We start from the raw sequence: 17006 nt of genomic DNA, 5'->3' as shown, positions 1-17006 counted from the left end.
GGCGTTTGTAAGGTGTTGCGTTTATATTACGGAATAGCCTTGGCAATCATACTGGTCGATCAAGTAACGAAATGGATGATTGTGAAATATATGGAGTACGGGGAAAGCATCCCTGTCATTGAGAACATCTTCTACATTACATCGCATCGCAACCGGGGAGCGGCGTGGGGCATCCTGCAAGGGCAGATGTGGTTCTTTTATATCGTGACAGCTGTTGTCATCGTTGGGATTATCTATTATATCAAGAAATATGCTGGTGATAAGCTGACAGGGGTATCCCTTGGTCTCATATTAGGAGGCGCTGTCGGGAACTTCATCGACCGCTTGTTCAGGCAAGAGGTAGTGGACTTTTTCCACGTGTATATTTTTTCATACAGCTTCCCGGTATTCAATGTGGCAGATGCATCCTTATGTGTAGGTGTCGTCTTATTGATTATCGCGATGTTTATGGAAGAAAGAAGAGCTAAGGAGTTAACGAATGGACAATCAAAAGATCAAAATTAATGAAGAACAAAAAGGGCAAAGGCTTGATAAGATCCTTTCCCTTATCAATGAAGAATGGTCCCGCTCACAGGTGCAGCAATGGATCAAGTCCGGAAATGTAACGGTAAATGGGGCTTCCTCTAAGGCGAATTATAAATGCCAGGAGGGCGATGAGATTGAGGTAACGATTGAGGAGCCGGAAGAGCTTGATATTGTGGCTGAAGATATCCCGCTTGATATTTACTATGAGGATGCAGATGTCATCGTTGTGAATAAGCCGAAAGGAATGGTCGTGCATCCTGCGCCGGGTCACACAGGCGGTACGCTTGTGAATGCGCTGATGTACCATTGCAAGGATTTATCAGGCATTAATGGGGTAATGCGCCCAGGTATCGTTCACCGGATTGACAAGGATACATCAGGCCTATTAATGGTCGCGAAGAATGATATGGCCCATGAGAAATTGGTCAAACAGCTCCAAGAGAAAACAGTGACCAGAAAGTATAAGGCGCTTGTTCATGGAGTTATTCCTCATGATGCCGGTACGATTGACGCTCCTATCGGACGTGATAAACGCGATCGTCAAAGCATGACCGTAACGGATGAAAACTCCCGTCATGCAGTCACTCATTTCCATGTGCTTGAGCGGTTCCGTGATTTCACGTTTGTGGAATGTCAGCTTGAAACGGGAAGAACGCACCAAATCCGTGTCCATATGAAATATATTGGTTACCCGCTTGCAGGCGATCCGAAGTATGGACCAAGAAAAACAGTTGATTTAAATGGACAGGCTCTTCATGCAGGTGTGCTTGGATTTGTCCATCCGCGGACAGAGGAGTATTTAGAATTTGAAGCCCCTCTGCCTGAATACTTTGTCGAATTTTTGGATACTTTACGAATAGATCGTTGACAAGTACAACGTATGAGGGTATGATATACCTAATTGAATAAGTCCTTTAATACAGTCCAGAGAGGCTGAAAAGGTACGTGATGATACTTGAACATGGAGAAATACTGTATTTTTCTATGATGATTGCGATCTGAATCCTTTTGCCTCTGGCAAAAGGATTTTTTATTTTCTCAGAAAGGATGCTTCGTATGATAGAAAAAGCAACATTGCTTGATGACAAGGCTATTGCGAGATCGTTAACGAGGATTGCCCACGAGATTATTGAGAGGAACAAGGGCGTGCAGGATTGTGTGCTTATTGGAATCAAGACACGCGGCATTTTCCTTGCGAAACGGCTTGAACAGCGAATTGCAGAAATCGAAGGAACAAAGATTCCTGTCGGGGAACTGGATATTACGCTTTATCGTGATGACTTAACGAAGAACACGGAAAGCGGAGAACCTGAAGTAAAAGGAAGCGATGTATCCTTCTCGATTGAGGATAAAAAAGTCATCCTTGTGGATGACGTACTCTACACGGGACGAACGGTCCGGGCCGCACTCGATGCGCTTGTTGACCTAGGGCGGCCGAGCCAAATACAATTGGCCGTATTGGTTGACAGAGGCCACCGGGAATTGCCTATTCGTGCAGATTATGTAGGTAAGAATATTCCTACTGCCAAGAATGAAAAAATCGTTGTAAAACTTAAAGAAATGGATGGCGGCGAACAGGTTGCCATTTATGAATAAACATCCTTTTTAATTGCAGTCCAGAGAGGCTTGCAAAGAGGAGAGTTCAGTAAAAATTAAATGATGCTTGAATTCTTCTCCTCGAAACAACTTGTTTTTTCTTAATTCAGAGGAGGATTACAAATGGAATCGAATGAAACAACCCAAAAACCTGCGAACATCCGGCTTGATGTCCAGGAAAAACCAACACCAAGACAATGGCTTACCTTGAGTTTGCAACATTTATTTGCAATGTTCGGCTCAACCGTGCTTGTTCCCATTTTGACAGGACTTGATCCGGGAATCGCCTTATTAACAAGTGGTATCGGTACACTCGCATACCTCTTGATCACGAAAGGACAAATTCCCGCTTATCTTGGTTCATCGTTTGCCTTTATTGCTCCGATTGTGCTCTTAAATGAGAACAGCGGGGTAGGCTCGGCACTCGTCGGCGGGTTCTTGATTGGGATTATCTACGCACTTGTTGCCTTACTGGTCAAGGCTGTAGGTCCGGGAACGATTCTGAAATTCCTTCCGCCTATCGTAGTCGGACCGGTTATTATGGTCATTGGACTTGGTCTTGCTTCAACAGCCGTGAATATGGCTATGTATGAGGACTCAACAGCAAAAGTGCTGGTTTATAGTTCAAAGCACTTTACGATTGCACTAATTACACTGGGCATTACCCTTTTCTGCTCAGTTGCTTTTAAAAACTTTCTGTCGCTCATCCCTGTATTGCTGGGGATTGTCGGCGGGTACATCGCATCCTTATTCTTTGGAATCGTTGATTTCCAAAAGGTAATCGATGCCCCTTGGTTCCAAATACCAAATTTCACAGTCCCGTTTGTGGATTACACTCCACATTTAACTTGGGAGATTATTCTGATTATGGTACCGATTGCGATTGTTCCAATCTCGGAGCATATCGGAGACCAATTGGTGCTTAGCAAGATTGCTGGAAAGAATTTTGTTGAAAAACCTGGTTTGCACCGTTCTTTATTCGGTGACGGTATCTCCATTATGATTGCCTCATGTCTTGGAGGACCGCCGAATACCACATATGGTGAAAATATCGGGGTTATGGCTCTGACTCGCGTCTTCAGTGTTTATGTCATTGGAGGAGCGGCTGTATTCGCCATCGCCTTCGGGTTCATCGGCAAAATTTCAGCACTGATCCACTCTATTCCTTCTGCGGTTATGGGCGGAGTATCCATCTTGCTATTCGGAATTATCGCTTCAAGCGGGCTGAGAATGTTGATTGACAGCAAAGTTGATTTGTCTGTCAACAGAAATTTGGTCATATCATCCGTCATCTTAATCATTGGTGTCGGTGGAGCATTCCTCAAACTAACGGAGAATGCTTCCATCTCCGGCATGGCTCTTGCTGCCATCGTCGGTGTCATACTAAATCTTATATTGCCTGGAAGAGAGAAAACGTCAACTGAACAATAGAGCAGATTGAGCATTTTCAAAAAGCAGGGATAAAGATTAAGGTAAGACAAATCCAATGATGCAGGAGGATTTGTACCTTATCAAAGGCCCTGATTCGTATTAATTCGAATGAGGGCCTTTTTTTGAAAAGATTCATTGGCAAAAAATCTATCGACAATAGTAAGAAAATAGATAAGAGTGGGAAGGATGAGAAAGATGAAACATTTGTTGACGATGAATGATTTATCAATCGAAGAGATCATGCAGCTACTGTCAGACGCGGAGCAATTTGCAAAAGGTGAAACATGGCAGCCAAAGAGACCATACTTCATATCCAACCTTTTCTTTGAACCGAGTACAAGAACGAAATCAAGCTTTGAAATGGCTGAAAGAAAATTAGGCTTGGAAATCATTCCTTTTGAAGCCCATACATCTAGTGTTTTAAAGGGTGAGACCCTCTACGATACAGTCAAAACGTTAGAGTCAATCGGAGTTGATTCAGTCGTTATTCGACATACTGAAGATAATTACTTTGCCAAATTAATACAAGATGGTGTATATTTATCCATAATGAATGCTGGTGATGGATGTGGTCACCATCCTACACAGTGTTTATTGGATCTACTGACAATTAAACAGGAATTTGGCCAATTCAAAGGACTGAAGGTCGCTATTACAGGTGATATCAGACATAGCCGGGTAGCGCGCTCCAATGCAGAAACATTAAGGAGGCTCGGTGCAGAAGTTGTCTTCTCAGGTCCAGAAAACTGGGCAACGATTAATGGCTCCGATATTCCGTACGAACCAATTGACAGAGCTGTAAAAACAGCGGATGTGTTCATGCTGCTCAGAATCCAGCACGAACGCCATTCAGTTGAAATGCCATTGACAAAGGAAGAATATCTGGACCACTATGGACTAACATTTGAAAGAGAAAGCCAAATGAAACAAAATTGCATAATTATGCACCCTGCGCCAGTGAATAGGGGAGTGGAGATTGACAGCGCCCTTGTTGAATGTAAAAGATCAAGAATCTTCAAACAGATGGAGAACGGTGTATACGCAAGAATGGCAGCGTTAAAAAACAGCATCGAGCATAAGGAAGGAGCAGGTCTAAATGAAACTATGTATACGAAATGCCAAATTGTTGGCTGAGGATCAAACCCTCGTCAAAACCAATATTGTTATAGAGGACGGCATTATCCAAGAAATAGGGAGTAATGTGGACGCAGAGGGTGCTGAATATATGGATGCTAATGGCTGTCTCCTTTCACCAGGGTTCGTGGACTTGCATGTCCATTTGCGTGAACCCGGCGGAGAGAAGAAGGAGACGATTGAGACTGGCACGATGGCAGCTGCCAAGGGCGGATTCACGACTGTCGCGGCTATGCCGAATACTCGTCCTGTTCCAGATACACCGACACAAATGAATTGGCTGACTAATAGAATCAAAGATAAAGCAGCAGTACGTGTTCTCCCCTATGCCTCTATCACCATTCGAGAACTTGGGCAGGAGCTAACTGACTTTGAAGGGCTGAAGGAAGCTGGAGCCTTTGCTTTCACAGATGACGGTGTCGGTGTCCAGTCTGCAGATATGATGCTTCAAGCGATGAAAAAGGCAGCGGCGATCGACATGCCGATTGTAGCTCATTGCGAGGAGAATACGCTCATCCATGGCGGATGTGTCCATGAGGGAACGTATTCTGCTAAACATAACCTGCCGGGCATCCCTTCTATATGTGAATCGGTGCAAATCGCTCGTGATTGTCTGCTGGCAGAAGCGGCCCGCTGCCATTATCATGTGTGCCATATCAGTACGAAGGAATCCGTCAGAAGCGTACGTGTTGCGAAGAGAGCGGGCATTCATGTAACAGCTGAAGTAACTCCCCATCATCTCTTGCTCTCAGAGAATGATATTGCCGGGGAGGACACCAATTATAAAATGAATCCGCCGCTCAGAGGGGCTGATGACCAGCAAGCTTTAATAGAAGGACTGCTTGATGGAACGATTGACTTCATTGCAACCGATCACGCTCCCCATACTGAGGAGGAGAAAGCGCAAGGAATGAAGCTTTCGCCATTTGGGATTGTCGGACTTGAAACAGCGTTCCCTCTTCTCTATACAAATCTAGTGAAAAAAGGCGTGCTGACTCTGCAGCAATTAATTGATTTCTTAACCATTAAACCTGCAGAAGCGTTTAATCTTACATATGGAAAATTAGAAAAGGGAGCACCGGCTGATCTTGTCTTGCTGGATTTGGAAAGCGAGCATGAAATCAATCCGGAGGAATTCCTCTCTAAAGGTAAAAACACCCCGTTTGCAGGCTGGAAATGCCAAGGATGGCCGGTAATGACGATGGTCGAAGGAAAAGTGGTTTGGCAGAAAGGAAGAATGCTAGTATGAAAAGACAATTAATCCTAGAAGACGGCACCATCATGATTGGTGAGGCATTCGGCGGAGAAATAGATAAAATTGGCGAAGTTGTTTTTAACACAGGGATGACGGGCTATCAAGAAATTCTATCCGATCCATCCTATTGCGGACAAATCATTACAATGACCTATCCGCTGATTGGGAATTACGGAATTAATCGCGATGATTTTGAATCCATCATGCCTAGTTTGGCGGGGTTGATTGTCAAAGAGGTTGCTGACTTTCCTTCCAATTGGAGAAGCGGCTTCTCATTGGATGAATATATGAAAATCAAGAATATTCCCGGCATCTCTGGGATTGATACACGTAAATTGACACGAATGATTCGGGAAAGAGGAACGGTAAAAGGGGTTATTTGCTCGATTACGAAGGACCCTGAAATGATGCTTCATCAAGTAAGAGCAACCGTACTTCCGAAAAACCAAGTACAAAAAGTTTCTACGAAGAAGCCTTATCCAAGCCCAGGTCGCGGCCATCGTGTCGTAGTTGTTGACTTTGGCATGAAGCATGGCATCCTTCGGGAATTAAATAACCGCGGCTGTGATGTGATTGTTGTACCGCATAACACCACTGCTGAAGAAATCATGACCTTATGTCCAGACGGCATTATGCTCACAAATGGACCTGGAGACCCGGAAAATGTTCCAGAGGCTATCGAAATGATTAAGGAAGTCCTTGGAAAGGTGCCTTTGTTCGGAATTTGTTTAGGGCATCAATTGTTCGCTCTTGCCTGCGGGGCAGAGACGGAAAAAATGAAATTTGGACATAGGGGCTCCAATCACCCTGTTAAGGATCTTCGTACAGGAAAGGTTGCACTCACCTCCCAAAATCATGGCTATACCGTTAACCCTGATTCTGTCATCGGAACGGAAATGGAAATCACTCATATTGCCTTAAACGATGGAACAGTTGAGGGACTGAAGCATAAAGAGTTTGATGCTTTTACCGTTCAATATCACCCTGAAGCATCTCCAGGACCAGAGGATGCGAATTACTTGTTCGACCAATTTATCACGATGATTGAACAGGCTAAATTGAAGGAGGCAGCAGCACTATGAGTAAACGTACAGATATCAAATCCATCCTAGTCATCGGTTCCGGCCCAATCGTTATTGGGCAGGCAGCTGAATTTGATTATGCTGGGACCCAGGCCTGCCTCGCACTGAAAGAAGAAGGATACCGAGTCATCCTGGTCAATTCCAATCCGGCTACGATTATGACTGATACGGAAATTGCCGATGCTGTCTACATAGAACCCTTGACGTTAGAGTTTGTCAGCAAGATTATCCGCAAGGAAAGACCGGATGCTCTTGTTCCGACGCTTGGCGGCCAAACAGGCTTAAACCTCGCTGTTGAACTGGCGAAATCAGGTGTGCTTGAAGAGTGCGGCGTCGAGATTCTTGGTACGAAGCTTTCTGCCATTGAACAGGCTGAAGACAGGGACTTGTTTAGAAGTCTCATGAATGAACTTGGTGAACCTGTACCAGACAGTGAAATCATTCATACATTGGAAGAAGCTCTGACATTTGTTGAAATAGTCGGATACCCAGTGATCGTTCGTCCTGCCTATACGCTCGGCGGTACGGGAGGCGGAATCTGCACAAATGAAACAGAGCTGCGTGAAATCGTAGCCAATGGCCTTAAAAGCAGTCCTGTGACCCAATGCTTGCTTGAGAAGAGCATTGCCGGATTCAAGGAAATTGAATACGAGGTCATGCGCGACTCCAATGATAACGCAATCGTCGTATGTAATATGGAAAATATCGACCCGGTCGGCATCCATACGGGAGATTCCATTGTAGTGGCACCTAGCCAAACCTTAAGCGATCGTGAATATCAGCTGCTTAGAAATGCCTCATTGAAAATTATTCGTGCCCTAAAGATTGAAGGAGGCTGTAATGTTCAGCTGGCACTTGACCCGCATAGCTTTAACTACTACATCATAGAGGTTAATCCGCGTGTAAGTCGTTCTTCTGCTCTAGCGTCGAAAGCAACTGGATATCCTATTGCTAAGCTTGCAGCTAAAATTGCTGTCGGCTTAACGCTGGATGAGATGATCAACCCCGTTACAGGCAGAACCTATGCCAGCTTTGAACCAGCCCTTGATTATGTGGTCACGAAAATTCCAAGATGGCCATTTGATAAATTTGAAGAAGGAAATCGTATCCTTGGCACGCAAATGAAAGCAACTGGAGAAGTCATGGCTATTGGGCGCAATCTCGAGGAATCTCTCCTTAAAGCGATCCGTTCTCTCGAAGTTGGAATCCTGCACTTTGAACTGCCAGGCGGAAGTATGGTAAGTGATGAGGAAATAGAGAAGCAAATCAAGGTAGCGACAGATGAACGCTTGTTCTACCTTGCAGAAGGATTGAAGCGAGGTTTATCCATTGAGACCATTCATGACTGGTGCAAAATTGACCTGTTCTTCCTTTACAAATTCCAAAAAATCGTTCAAATGGAAAGCAGGCTGAAGGAATCTCCGTTCAATCAAGAGGTTTGCCGAGAGGCGAAGAAAATCGGCTTCTCCGATTTTGCCTTGGCGAATCTTTGGGGCTGTACGGAGCTGGACGTTTACAATTGGAGAAAAGAAAAGGAAATTCGCCCGGTTTATAAAATGGTTGATACATGTGCGGCAGAATTTGAGTCAGAGACACCATACTTCTATTCCACCTATGAGGAAGAAAACGAATCTCTTGTGACAGACAAGAAGAGTGTGGTCGTGCTTGGGTCCGGCCCAATTCGCATCGGCCAAGGGGTAGAGTTTGACTATGCAACCGTTCATTCTGTCTGGGCCATTAAAGAAGCCGGATATGAGGCCATTATCATTAACAGCAACCCTGAGACGGTTTCGACTGACTTCAGTATCTCCGATAAATTATACTTTGAGCCGCTCACAATTGAGGACGTTATGAATGTCATAGATTTAGAGAAGCCAGAGGGTGTCATCGTCCAATTTGGCGGACAGACAGCGATTAATCTTGCTTCTGCCTTAGTTGAACGCGGCATCAAGATTCTTGGAACATCTTTAGAGGATGTTGACCGCTCAGAAAACCGGGATATGTTCGAGCATGCCCTGTCTGAGCTTCATATTCCGCAGCCGCTTGGGAAAACGGCGATGTCTGTTGAAGAAGCCGTCGCGGTCGCTGAGTCAATCGGCTATCCAATCCTTGTGCGTCCATCCTATGTACTTGGCGGAAGGGCGATGGAGATTGTCGACCATAAGGAAGAATTGCTTCATTATATGAAGAACGCCGTTAAGGTCAATCCGAAGCATCCGGTCTTGATTGATCGGTACCTAACAGGAAAAGAGATTGAAGTTGATGCCATTTCAGACGGCGAAACAGTCGTCATTCCAGGCATTATGGAGCATATCGAAAGAGCAGGGGTACACTCTGGAGACTCCATCGCTGTCTATCCGCCGCAAAGCATAACGAAAGCTATCAAGGACCGCATTGTGGATTACACGATCAAGCTAGCTAAAGGGCTAAACATCATTGGATTGTTCAATATTCAATATGTTGTATCCAATAATGAAGTGTATGTCATCGAAGTCAACCCGCGTTCAAGCCGGACGGTGCCTTTCTTGAGTAAGATCACGAATGTGCCGATGGCCAACTTGGCGACGAAAGTCATCCTTGGACAAAAGCTTGCTGATCATGGCTTTGAAAACGGCATGGTTGAAGAAAAAGCAGGTGTATACGTAAAAGCACCGGTCTTCTCATTTGCTAAGCTGCGCCAGGTTGAAATAACGCTTGGACCTGAAATGAAGTCTACAGGCGAAGTCATGGGCAAAGATGATACACTCCAAAAAGCACTGTATAAAGCCTTGGTTGCCTCAGGCATCCATATTAAGCAGCATGGCTCAGTCCTCCTCACAGTTGCTGATAAGGATAAGAAAGAAGCGGTTAAACTAGCCAGCCGATTCCATGAAATCGGATATCGTTTGCTTGCAACGAGCGGAACTGCTCAAGTGCTGGCAGATGCAGGCATCCCATGCTCCGTAGTCGGCAAAATAGGCGGCCCTGAACCGAATCTATTGAACATTATTCAGGATGGAAATGCACAATTGGTCATCAATACATTGACAAAAGGCAAGCAGCCGGAGCGTGACGGGTTCAGAATTCGCCGTGAATCTGTTGAGAATGGAATCCCATGCTTGACCTCACTTGATACAGCCAATGCCATTCTTACTGTGCTTGAATCCATGACATTCTCAAGCTCGCCTATGAACCAAATGGAAAAAACGCGGGAGGCAGTAAATCTATGATTGGGCAGCAGCAGATGACGGTCATCAGCCAGACCTTACTTGCTCCGAATATTTATGAATTGACGATGGAGGGGACACTTGTCTCCTCCATGACAATGCCCGGACAATTCGTCCATATTAAAGTATCCGACTCATATGACCCATTGTTGAGAAGACCTATCAGCATTTGCCAGATTGATCAAGAATCATCCCGGTTCACGGTTGTATACCGGGCGGAAGGAAAAGGAACAAAGCGCTTAGCTGAGAAGAAAGCCGGTGAGAAAGTGGATGTACTCGGGCCGCTTGGTAATGGTTTTTCACCGGAAGAGGTGGAGCCGGGAGGCAAGGCTTTATTAATCGGCGGAGGCATTGGAATTCCTCCCCTCCTCCAGCTTTCAAGAGAGCTGGGTGCGAATGGAGTCAAGGTAACCCATATACTTGGTCTCCGCACGGCTGTGGATGTTTTTTATGAAGAAACGTTCAAGGAGCTGGGTGATACGGTTATTACGACGGAGGATGGATCGAAAGGAATTAAGGGTTTTGTGACAAGTGTAGACCTATTGGAAGAATATGATGCGATTTATACATGCGGCCCAACTCCCATGCTAAAAGCGGTTATGCAAAAGTATGCAGGGAAAAAGGTATTCATTTCTCTAGAGGAGCGCATGGGCTGCGGAATTGGCGCATGCTTTGCCTGTGTGTGCAAGACACCTGATGGTGGATATAAGAAGATTTGCAGTGATGGACCTGTATTCCGTTCAGAGGAGGTATTGATTTAATGACAAGCCCATTAACGATTGAACTGCCCGGACTGAAGTTGAAGAACCCAATCATGCCGGCGTCTGGATGCTTTGGATTTGGCCGGGAATTCGCAAATCTTTATGATTTGAGCAAGCTCGGTGCCATCATGATTAAATCAACCACCCTCGAACCGCGCTTTGGAAACCCGACTCCTCGTGTAGCGGAAACCAATGCCGGCATGCTGAACGCAATTGGGCTGCAGAATCCAGGATTGCAAAAGGTGATGGATGAGGAGCTGCCATGGCTTCAATCATTTGATGTCCCCATCATTGCCAATGTAGCCGGTACGGCCATGGAGGATTATGTGGAGACCGCAAAGGAGATCAGCCAAGCGCCCAACGTACATGCACTCGAACTCAATATTTCCTGTCCGAATGTGAAATGCGGCGGCATTCAATTTGGAACAGATCCAGAGACTGCAAAGGAATTGACGAAAGCGGTCAAAGGGGTATCAGACGTACCTGTCTATGTGAAATTATCACCGAATGTCAGTGACATCGTATCGATTGCGAAGGCGGTTGAGGACGGGGGAGCGGATGGTTTGACAATGATTAATACATTGGTCGGCATGCGCATTGATTTAAAGACAGCGAAACCGGTGTTAGCGAATAAGACAGGTGGGTTGTCCGGCCCAGCCATTAAGCCTGTGGCTATCCGCATGATTCATGATGTTTCACAGAATGTATCCATCCCAATCATCGGAATGGGCGGAATCTCGACCGCAGAGGATGTCGTGGAATTCTTCCTCGCAGGAGCAAGTGCTGTAGCGGTTGGGACAGCAAACTTCGTCAACCCATTTGTCTGCCCGGAAATCATTGACGCTTTGCCTGAATTAGTAGAAGAACTCGGGTATGAGCATATATCAGAATGCACGGGAAGGAGCTGGAAGCGGCATGAACAATACACCGGTTATCGCGCTTGATTTTGCCGGAAAGGAAGAGGCACTGCAATTATTAAAAAGGTTCCCTGATGAGAAGTTAGCGGTGAAGATTGGGATGGAGCTTTATTATGCAGAGGGTCCATCAATCGTGACCGCCATAAAGGAAATGGGCCATGATGTATTTCTGGATCTGAAGCTGCACGATATTCCAAATACGGTCAAAAAGGCGATGGAGCGTCTTGCTGTTCTCGGAGCTGATATGGTCAATGTCCACGCAGCAGGAGGTCAGGCGATGATGGAGGCCGCCTTGGAAGGACTTGATAAGGGGATTTCCGCTGGGAAATGCCGTCCATTATGCATCGCGGTTACCCAACTGACGAGCACGACAGAGTCCCAGATGCAAAAAGAACAATTAATCAAGGAGTCATTGACAGAGAGTGTGCTGCACTACGGTCAGCTGGCAAAGGCAGCCAATTTGGACGGGGTTGTTTGCTCCGTGCATGAAGCGATGGACATACATAAACATATAGGGACGGATTTCCTGACAGTAACCCCGGGAATTCGTCTGGCAAATGATCAAAAAGGTGATCAGAAGCGAATTGCAACACCAGCAGAGGCTAGAAGACAAACGAGCGACTTCATCGTTGTTGGAAGATCAATCACAGCGGCTGAAAATCCGCTTGAAGCCTACCATACAATCTTAAAGGAATGGGAGAGAAACAAATGAACAAACAAACAATCGCCGAACATTTACTAAACATCAAGGCTGTTTCCTTAAAGCCGAATGATCCGTTTACTTGGTCTTCCGGGTTAAAATCTCCCATTTATTGCGATAACCGTCTCACCCTATCTTATCCCGCAGTGCGCAAAGAGATTGCTCAAGGCCTAGCAGAGCTGATTCAGACAAAATTCCCGCAAGCAAAGGTTGTTGCAGGTACAGCAACAGCTGGAATCCCGCATGCCGCATGGGTAAGCGAAATCCTTAACCTTCCAATGGTCTATGTACGCTCCAGCGCAAAAGGCCATGGGAAAGGAAACCAGATTGAAGGAATAGTAAAAGAAGGCGATAAGGTGGTCGTTGTCGAAGATTTGATTTCCACTGGCGGAAGCTCTATTACATGTGTGCAAGCATTGCGAGATGCCGGATGCCATGTTGAAGGAGTCGTCTCAATCTTTACATACGAGCTGGAAAAAGCAACGGCTGCATTTAAGGAAGCAGATATCCCTTATTTCTCGCTAACAGATTTCACTACACTGACTGATGCGGCCAAAGAAAAACAGTCCATCTCAGAAGATGAACTGGAAAGCTTAAGGAAATGGAAAGCCAACCCTGCTGAGTGGGGGAAATAAGAGACCGAAACCGGTGAGCCAAAAAGGGCGCACCGGTTTTTATTTTCTTCCAATTGTCCCTTTACAGCAGGAGATTTATTTAGTAGTATTTAAGTAATTACTTAAATACTTATTTTTTATAAGTAAATTAAAAGCGGGGATCAAGATGAACGATACCTTTAAAGCATTATCAGACCCAACCAGAAGAAAAATTTTGGACCTATTGAAAGACGAGGACTTAACTGCCGGAGAGATTCACCAGCATTTTGACATGTCAAAGCCAAGTATCTCCCAGCATTTGAAGATCTTAAAAGGAGCGGGCCTTGTCCATGACATTAAAAAAGGCCAATATGTCTATTACTCGCTGAACACAACCGTTTTGCAGGAACTGGTTTCGTGGGTTTACGATATTACCGGCTCAGAGAAGAAAGACTAAGAGAAAGGGGATACTATGAAAAAACATCTACTATCCATCATCCTGATTGCCATCTCGGCAGCGACATGGCTGGTCTGTTTCCCATCCTTGCCAGAGCAGGTACCGGTTCACTGGGGAGCAGATGGAGCAGACGGCTATCAGCCAAAAGCTATGGCCTTCTTCACCCTGCATGCACTTATGATCGGCATCTACCTCTTTATGACAGCCATTCCGAAGATTGACCCGAAGAAAAAGAATTACAAGTATTTTTCCAAAGCTTACTATGTGACAAACCTCAGTATCGTTATTTTATTCTTTATCATTAATATGCTGATTCTTCTAACCTCTCTTGGGTATGACATCCCAATGAAAAGCTTGGCTGTGCTGCTCGTTGGCCTGCTCTTTCTAGTCATCGGTAATTATATGCAGCAGGCAAAGCAAAACTTCTTCTTCGGCATCCGTACACCGTGGGCATTAATGGATGAAACCAATTGGAGAAAAACACACCGTCTCGGCGGCAGGCTGTTTATGATTGGCGGGGTCATGATCCTGCTGACCTTCTTCCTGCCAGCAAACTATGAAATGTATATCATGTTTTCAGTCGTTGCAATGGTCTCCGTTATACCAATGGCATACTCCTATTTATTATTTCGGAAGATAGATAATCAAGGGTAAGAATGACGAGCTCCCGGCTTGAGGCCGGGGGCTCTTTTGTGGTTTTGGAAAGTGGAGGGGGGAGAGGTGTGGGATAAGCCACGCACTACCCACCCTTTCCCCAGGCATTGGGCAGGAAAGGTGGGAAAGGAGTGGGAGGAGTGTGGGAAGAGCCAGGCATTGCCCATGCTTTCCCCAGGCTCGGGGCAGGAAAGATGGGAAAGGGGTGGGAGAGGTGCGGGAAGAGCCAGGCATTGCCCATGCTTCCCCCAGGCTCGTGGCAGGAAAGGTGGGAAAGGGGTGGGAGAGGTGCGGGATAAGCCACGCACTGCCCATGCTTTCCCCAGGCATTGGGCAGGAAAGGTGGGAAAGGGGTGGGAGAGGTGTGGGATAAGCCACGCACTCCCCATGCTTTACCCAGGCTCGGGGCAGGAAAGGTGGGAAAGGAGAGGGAGAGGTGCGGGATAAGCCAGGCACTGCCCATGCTTTCCCCAGGCTCGGGGCAGGAAAGGTGGGAAAGGAGAGGGAGAGGTGTAGGATAAGCCAGGCACTGCCCACCCTTTCCCCAGGCATTGGGCAGGAAAGGCGGGAAAGGGGTGGGAGAGGTGCGGGATAAGCCACGCATTGCCCATGCTTTCCCCAGACTTCGAGTAGGAAAGCTGGGACTGGGGTGGGAGAGGTGCGGGATAAGCCACGCATTGCCCATGCTTTCCCCAGACTTCGAGTAGGAAAGCTGGGACTGGAGTGGGATAAGTCTGGGTCAAGCAACGCCCCCCTGCCTCTATTCCGCAAATGAGACAAGAAAAACCCTTCTCATCCGCCAAATAAAAAAGATGCCTCTCTACTACAGGAGGCATCTTTTTTTGAAATAATCATTACTTCTTTAATGAAAGCACAAGTTCTTCATCTGGTGTCACATAATATGTTGTTTGATTATCATAGGTGACGAATCCTGGTTTTGCGCCGGCTGGTTTTTTGACATGTCTGATTAAGGTTGAGTCAACTGGTACCTGGCTTGATTGGCGTGCTTTGCTGAAGTAGGCAGCGAGGGTGGCCGCCTCTTTGATTGTCTGGTCCGATGGTTCGGCATCCCGGATGACGACATGGGAGCCTGGGATATCCTTTGTATGGAACCAGAGGGCATTCTTTGGTGCAAGCCGGTTGGTCAGGTATTCATTTTGCTTGTTGTTTTTACCGACGAGAATTTCGGTGCCGTCACTTGAGACATAGGTGTCGAGTGTTGGCTTCAAGTCTTTTTTCTTGCTGCCTTTTTTGCTGACGCGCTTCTTGACGTAGCCGCCTTCCTCGAGTTCCTCGCGAATCTCCAATAAGTCCCTTGGGGAAGCGGTGTTCATTTGGTGAATGAGATTATCGAGATAATCGATTTCTTTTTTCGTGAGCTCGATTTGTTCGTTTACATAGCTTACGGATTTTTTCGCCTTTTGGTATTTGGCGAAATATTTTTGAGCATTCTCGGATGGTGTAAGCCGTTCGTTCAACTCAATCGTGAGGCTCGGCTGGTTTTCATCATAGAAGTCGATAACCTCTGCTTGCTTCATGCCTTTTTTCAAGGCGTATATATGGCTTGTGATTAGCTCGCCGTATTTTTTGAAGATTTCTGCCTTTTCAGAATCAGCAAGTGTTTCCTCGAGCTTTAGCAATTTCTTCTCATTTTTTTCTTTTTCGTTTTGCAGGAGACGTTCAAGGTCATGGGCTTGCTGCTTAACGCGGTCCCTGTCTGCCTTTTGGAAATAGAAGCGGTCGAGGAGCTCGCTTAATGAGTCATAATGCTTTTTTGAGCCTTTTACATGTTCTAGATCAAGGAGGTAGAAGGCTTCCTTCGGCCCGCCGGTGATTAAGGTTGGTTCATATTGATGGGAATCAATCTGCTCCATTAAGCTTTTGAAGCTTTCGGGAAGTGTTTCCCTGTTTACCAATCCTGCTCGATACGTAATCTCCTTGGCGAGGAGTGGGGACATCCCTTGAAAGGTTGAAACAAGCTGTTTGTCTAATCGCCCGGCAAAATAATCAAGGTGGGTTAATCCCTTCTCCATGTCTGTCAATGGGCTGAATTTATCCTGCTCAGGCGGAAGAACATATGGGTGGCCAGGCAGCAAGGTCCGGTAGCTGTTTAAGGATGGGGGAACATGCTTGATGCAATCAATGATCATGTTCTTTTCCTCATCAACAAGGATGATATTGCTGTGTTTCCCCATAATTTCAATAATCAACAGCTTTGGAGCGAGATCCCCGATTTCGTTACGCCCATTGACCTTAAAGGTTATGAGCCTCTCAAGGCCCGGCTGTTCAATTCTTTCTATAAAATATCCTTCCAAATGCTTGCGAAGCAGCATGCAAAACATTGGGGCGTCTGTTGGGTTTTCATAGCTTTCTCCTGTCAGCTGAACACGCGCATAGCTTGGATGGGCAGAGAGGAGAAGCTTATGGTTTTCTCTTCCGGCTCTGACAACGAGAATTAATTCATTCTTATATGGCTGGTGAATCTTCGTAATTCGTCCGCTTTTGAGCGTGGCGGATAGTTCCTCCGTCATGGCTCTAGTGAAAAATCCGTCAAAGGACATGTCTAACACCTTCTTCATTATGGCAGCTGTGTATCTGCCAGTCTCTTTAAATTTCTATAGCCTAACAAGTATAGCATTTTTCGGGACAACTCTGAATAAACATGTACAAAAGTAAGTCATTCGGATTGTAGAAG

Annotated in this window: 15 protein-coding genes; 14 read left to right on the top strand and 1 reads right to left on the bottom strand. The window is 45.9% G+C overall.

Annotation, left to right across the window (positions count from 1 at the left end; genetic code table 11):
- Positions 1-15: 15 nt before the first annotated feature.
- From lspA to AC622_RS13190, 14 genes are all read left to right on the top strand, one after another.
- Positions 16-504: a signal peptidase II gene (lspA, locus tag AC622_RS13255; protein ID WP_439803424.1), complete on the top strand. Its 489-nt coding sequence runs from the start codon at positions 16-18 to the stop codon at positions 502-504.
- On the top strand, positions 479-1393 hold the full coding sequence (locus AC622_RS13250) for an RluA family pseudouridine synthase (RefSeq protein ID WP_049671495.1): 915 nt from the start codon (positions 479-481) through the stop codon (positions 1391-1393). The genes lspA and AC622_RS13250 overlap by 26 nt, the downstream gene beginning before the upstream one ends.
- Positions 1394-1581: 188 nt before the next feature.
- Complete coding sequence (gene pyrR / locus AC622_RS13245) at positions 1582-2121, top strand: bifunctional pyr operon transcriptional regulator/uracil phosphoribosyltransferase PyrR (protein ID WP_049671494.1); 540 nt, start codon at positions 1582-1584, stop codon at positions 2119-2121.
- A 123-nt stretch (positions 2122-2244) separates the two neighbouring features.
- A complete protein-coding gene (uraA, locus tag AC622_RS13240) occupies positions 2245-3552 on the top strand; it encodes a uracil permease (protein ID WP_049671493.1) in 1308 nt (435 codons plus the stop codon).
- A gap of 195 nt (positions 3553-3747) precedes the next feature.
- Entirely contained in the window at positions 3748-4686 is a 939-nt protein-coding gene (locus AC622_RS13235; RefSeq protein ID WP_049671492.1) for an aspartate carbamoyltransferase catalytic subunit, read from the top strand.
- A complete protein-coding gene (locus AC622_RS13230) occupies positions 4649-5935 on the top strand; it encodes a dihydroorotase (RefSeq protein WP_049671491.1) in 1287 nt (428 codons plus the stop codon). The genes AC622_RS13235 and AC622_RS13230 overlap by 38 nt, the downstream gene beginning before the upstream one ends.
- A complete protein-coding gene (locus AC622_RS13225) occupies positions 5932-7023 on the top strand; it encodes a carbamoyl phosphate synthase small subunit (protein WP_049671490.1) in 1092 nt (363 codons plus the stop codon). Before AC622_RS13230 ends, AC622_RS13225 begins: the two co-directional genes overlap by 4 nt.
- Positions 7020-10232 carry a carbamoyl-phosphate synthase large subunit gene (gene carB / locus AC622_RS13220; RefSeq protein ID WP_049671489.1) on the top strand — a complete coding sequence of 1071 codons (3213 nt, stop codon included), beginning with the start codon at positions 7020-7022 and terminating at the stop codon, positions 10230-10232. Before AC622_RS13225 ends, carB begins: the two co-directional genes overlap by 4 nt.
- Positions 10232-10990 carry a dihydroorotate dehydrogenase electron transfer subunit gene (locus AC622_RS13215; RefSeq protein WP_269431804.1) on the top strand — a complete coding sequence of 253 codons (759 nt, stop codon included), beginning with the start codon at positions 10232-10234 and terminating at the stop codon, positions 10988-10990. Before carB ends, AC622_RS13215 begins: the two co-directional genes overlap by 1 nt.
- The gene (locus AC622_RS13210) at positions 10990-11934 is read left to right on the top strand and encodes a dihydroorotate dehydrogenase (protein ID WP_049671487.1); all 945 of its coding nucleotides are present in this window, start codon (positions 10990-10992) and stop codon (positions 11932-11934) included. The genes AC622_RS13215 and AC622_RS13210 overlap by 1 nt, the downstream gene beginning before the upstream one ends.
- Positions 11906-12619 carry an orotidine-5'-phosphate decarboxylase gene (pyrF, locus tag AC622_RS13205; RefSeq protein ID WP_049671486.1) on the top strand — a complete coding sequence of 238 codons (714 nt, stop codon included), beginning with the start codon at positions 11906-11908 and terminating at the stop codon, positions 12617-12619. The genes AC622_RS13210 and pyrF overlap by 29 nt, the downstream gene beginning before the upstream one ends.
- Positions 12616-13242, top strand: a complete 627-nt coding sequence (pyrE, locus tag AC622_RS13200) for an orotate phosphoribosyltransferase (protein ID WP_049671485.1) — start codon at positions 12616-12618, stop codon at positions 13240-13242. The genes pyrF and pyrE overlap by 4 nt, the downstream gene beginning before the upstream one ends.
- A 145-nt stretch (positions 13243-13387) precedes the next feature.
- On the top strand, positions 13388-13657 hold the full coding sequence (locus AC622_RS13195) for an autorepressor SdpR family transcription factor (RefSeq protein ID WP_049671484.1): 270 nt from the start codon (positions 13388-13390) through the stop codon (positions 13655-13657).
- A 15-nt stretch (positions 13658-13672) separates the two neighbouring features.
- Positions 13673-14311 (top strand): SdpI family protein, encoded by a 639-nt coding sequence (locus AC622_RS13190; RefSeq protein WP_049671483.1) that lies wholly within the window; start codon positions 13673-13675, stop codon positions 14309-14311.
- 854 nt (positions 14312-15165) lie between these two features.
- Here AC622_RS13190 and AC622_RS13180 read toward each other — a convergent pair.
- Positions 15166-16872 carry an Rqc2 family fibronectin-binding protein gene (locus AC622_RS13180; protein WP_049671481.1) on the bottom strand — a complete coding sequence of 569 codons (1707 nt, stop codon included), beginning with the start codon at positions 16870-16872 and terminating at the stop codon, positions 15166-15168.
- Between the last annotated feature and the right edge of the window lie 134 nt (positions 16873-17006).

The organism is Bacillus sp. FJAT-27916 (assembly GCF_001183965.1).
Lineage (GTDB): Bacteria > Bacillota > Bacilli > Bacillales > Pradoshiaceae > Pradoshia.
The sequence above is the reverse complement of the archived record's forward strand: the minus strand, read 5'-3'. Positions and strand labels throughout refer to the sequence as shown.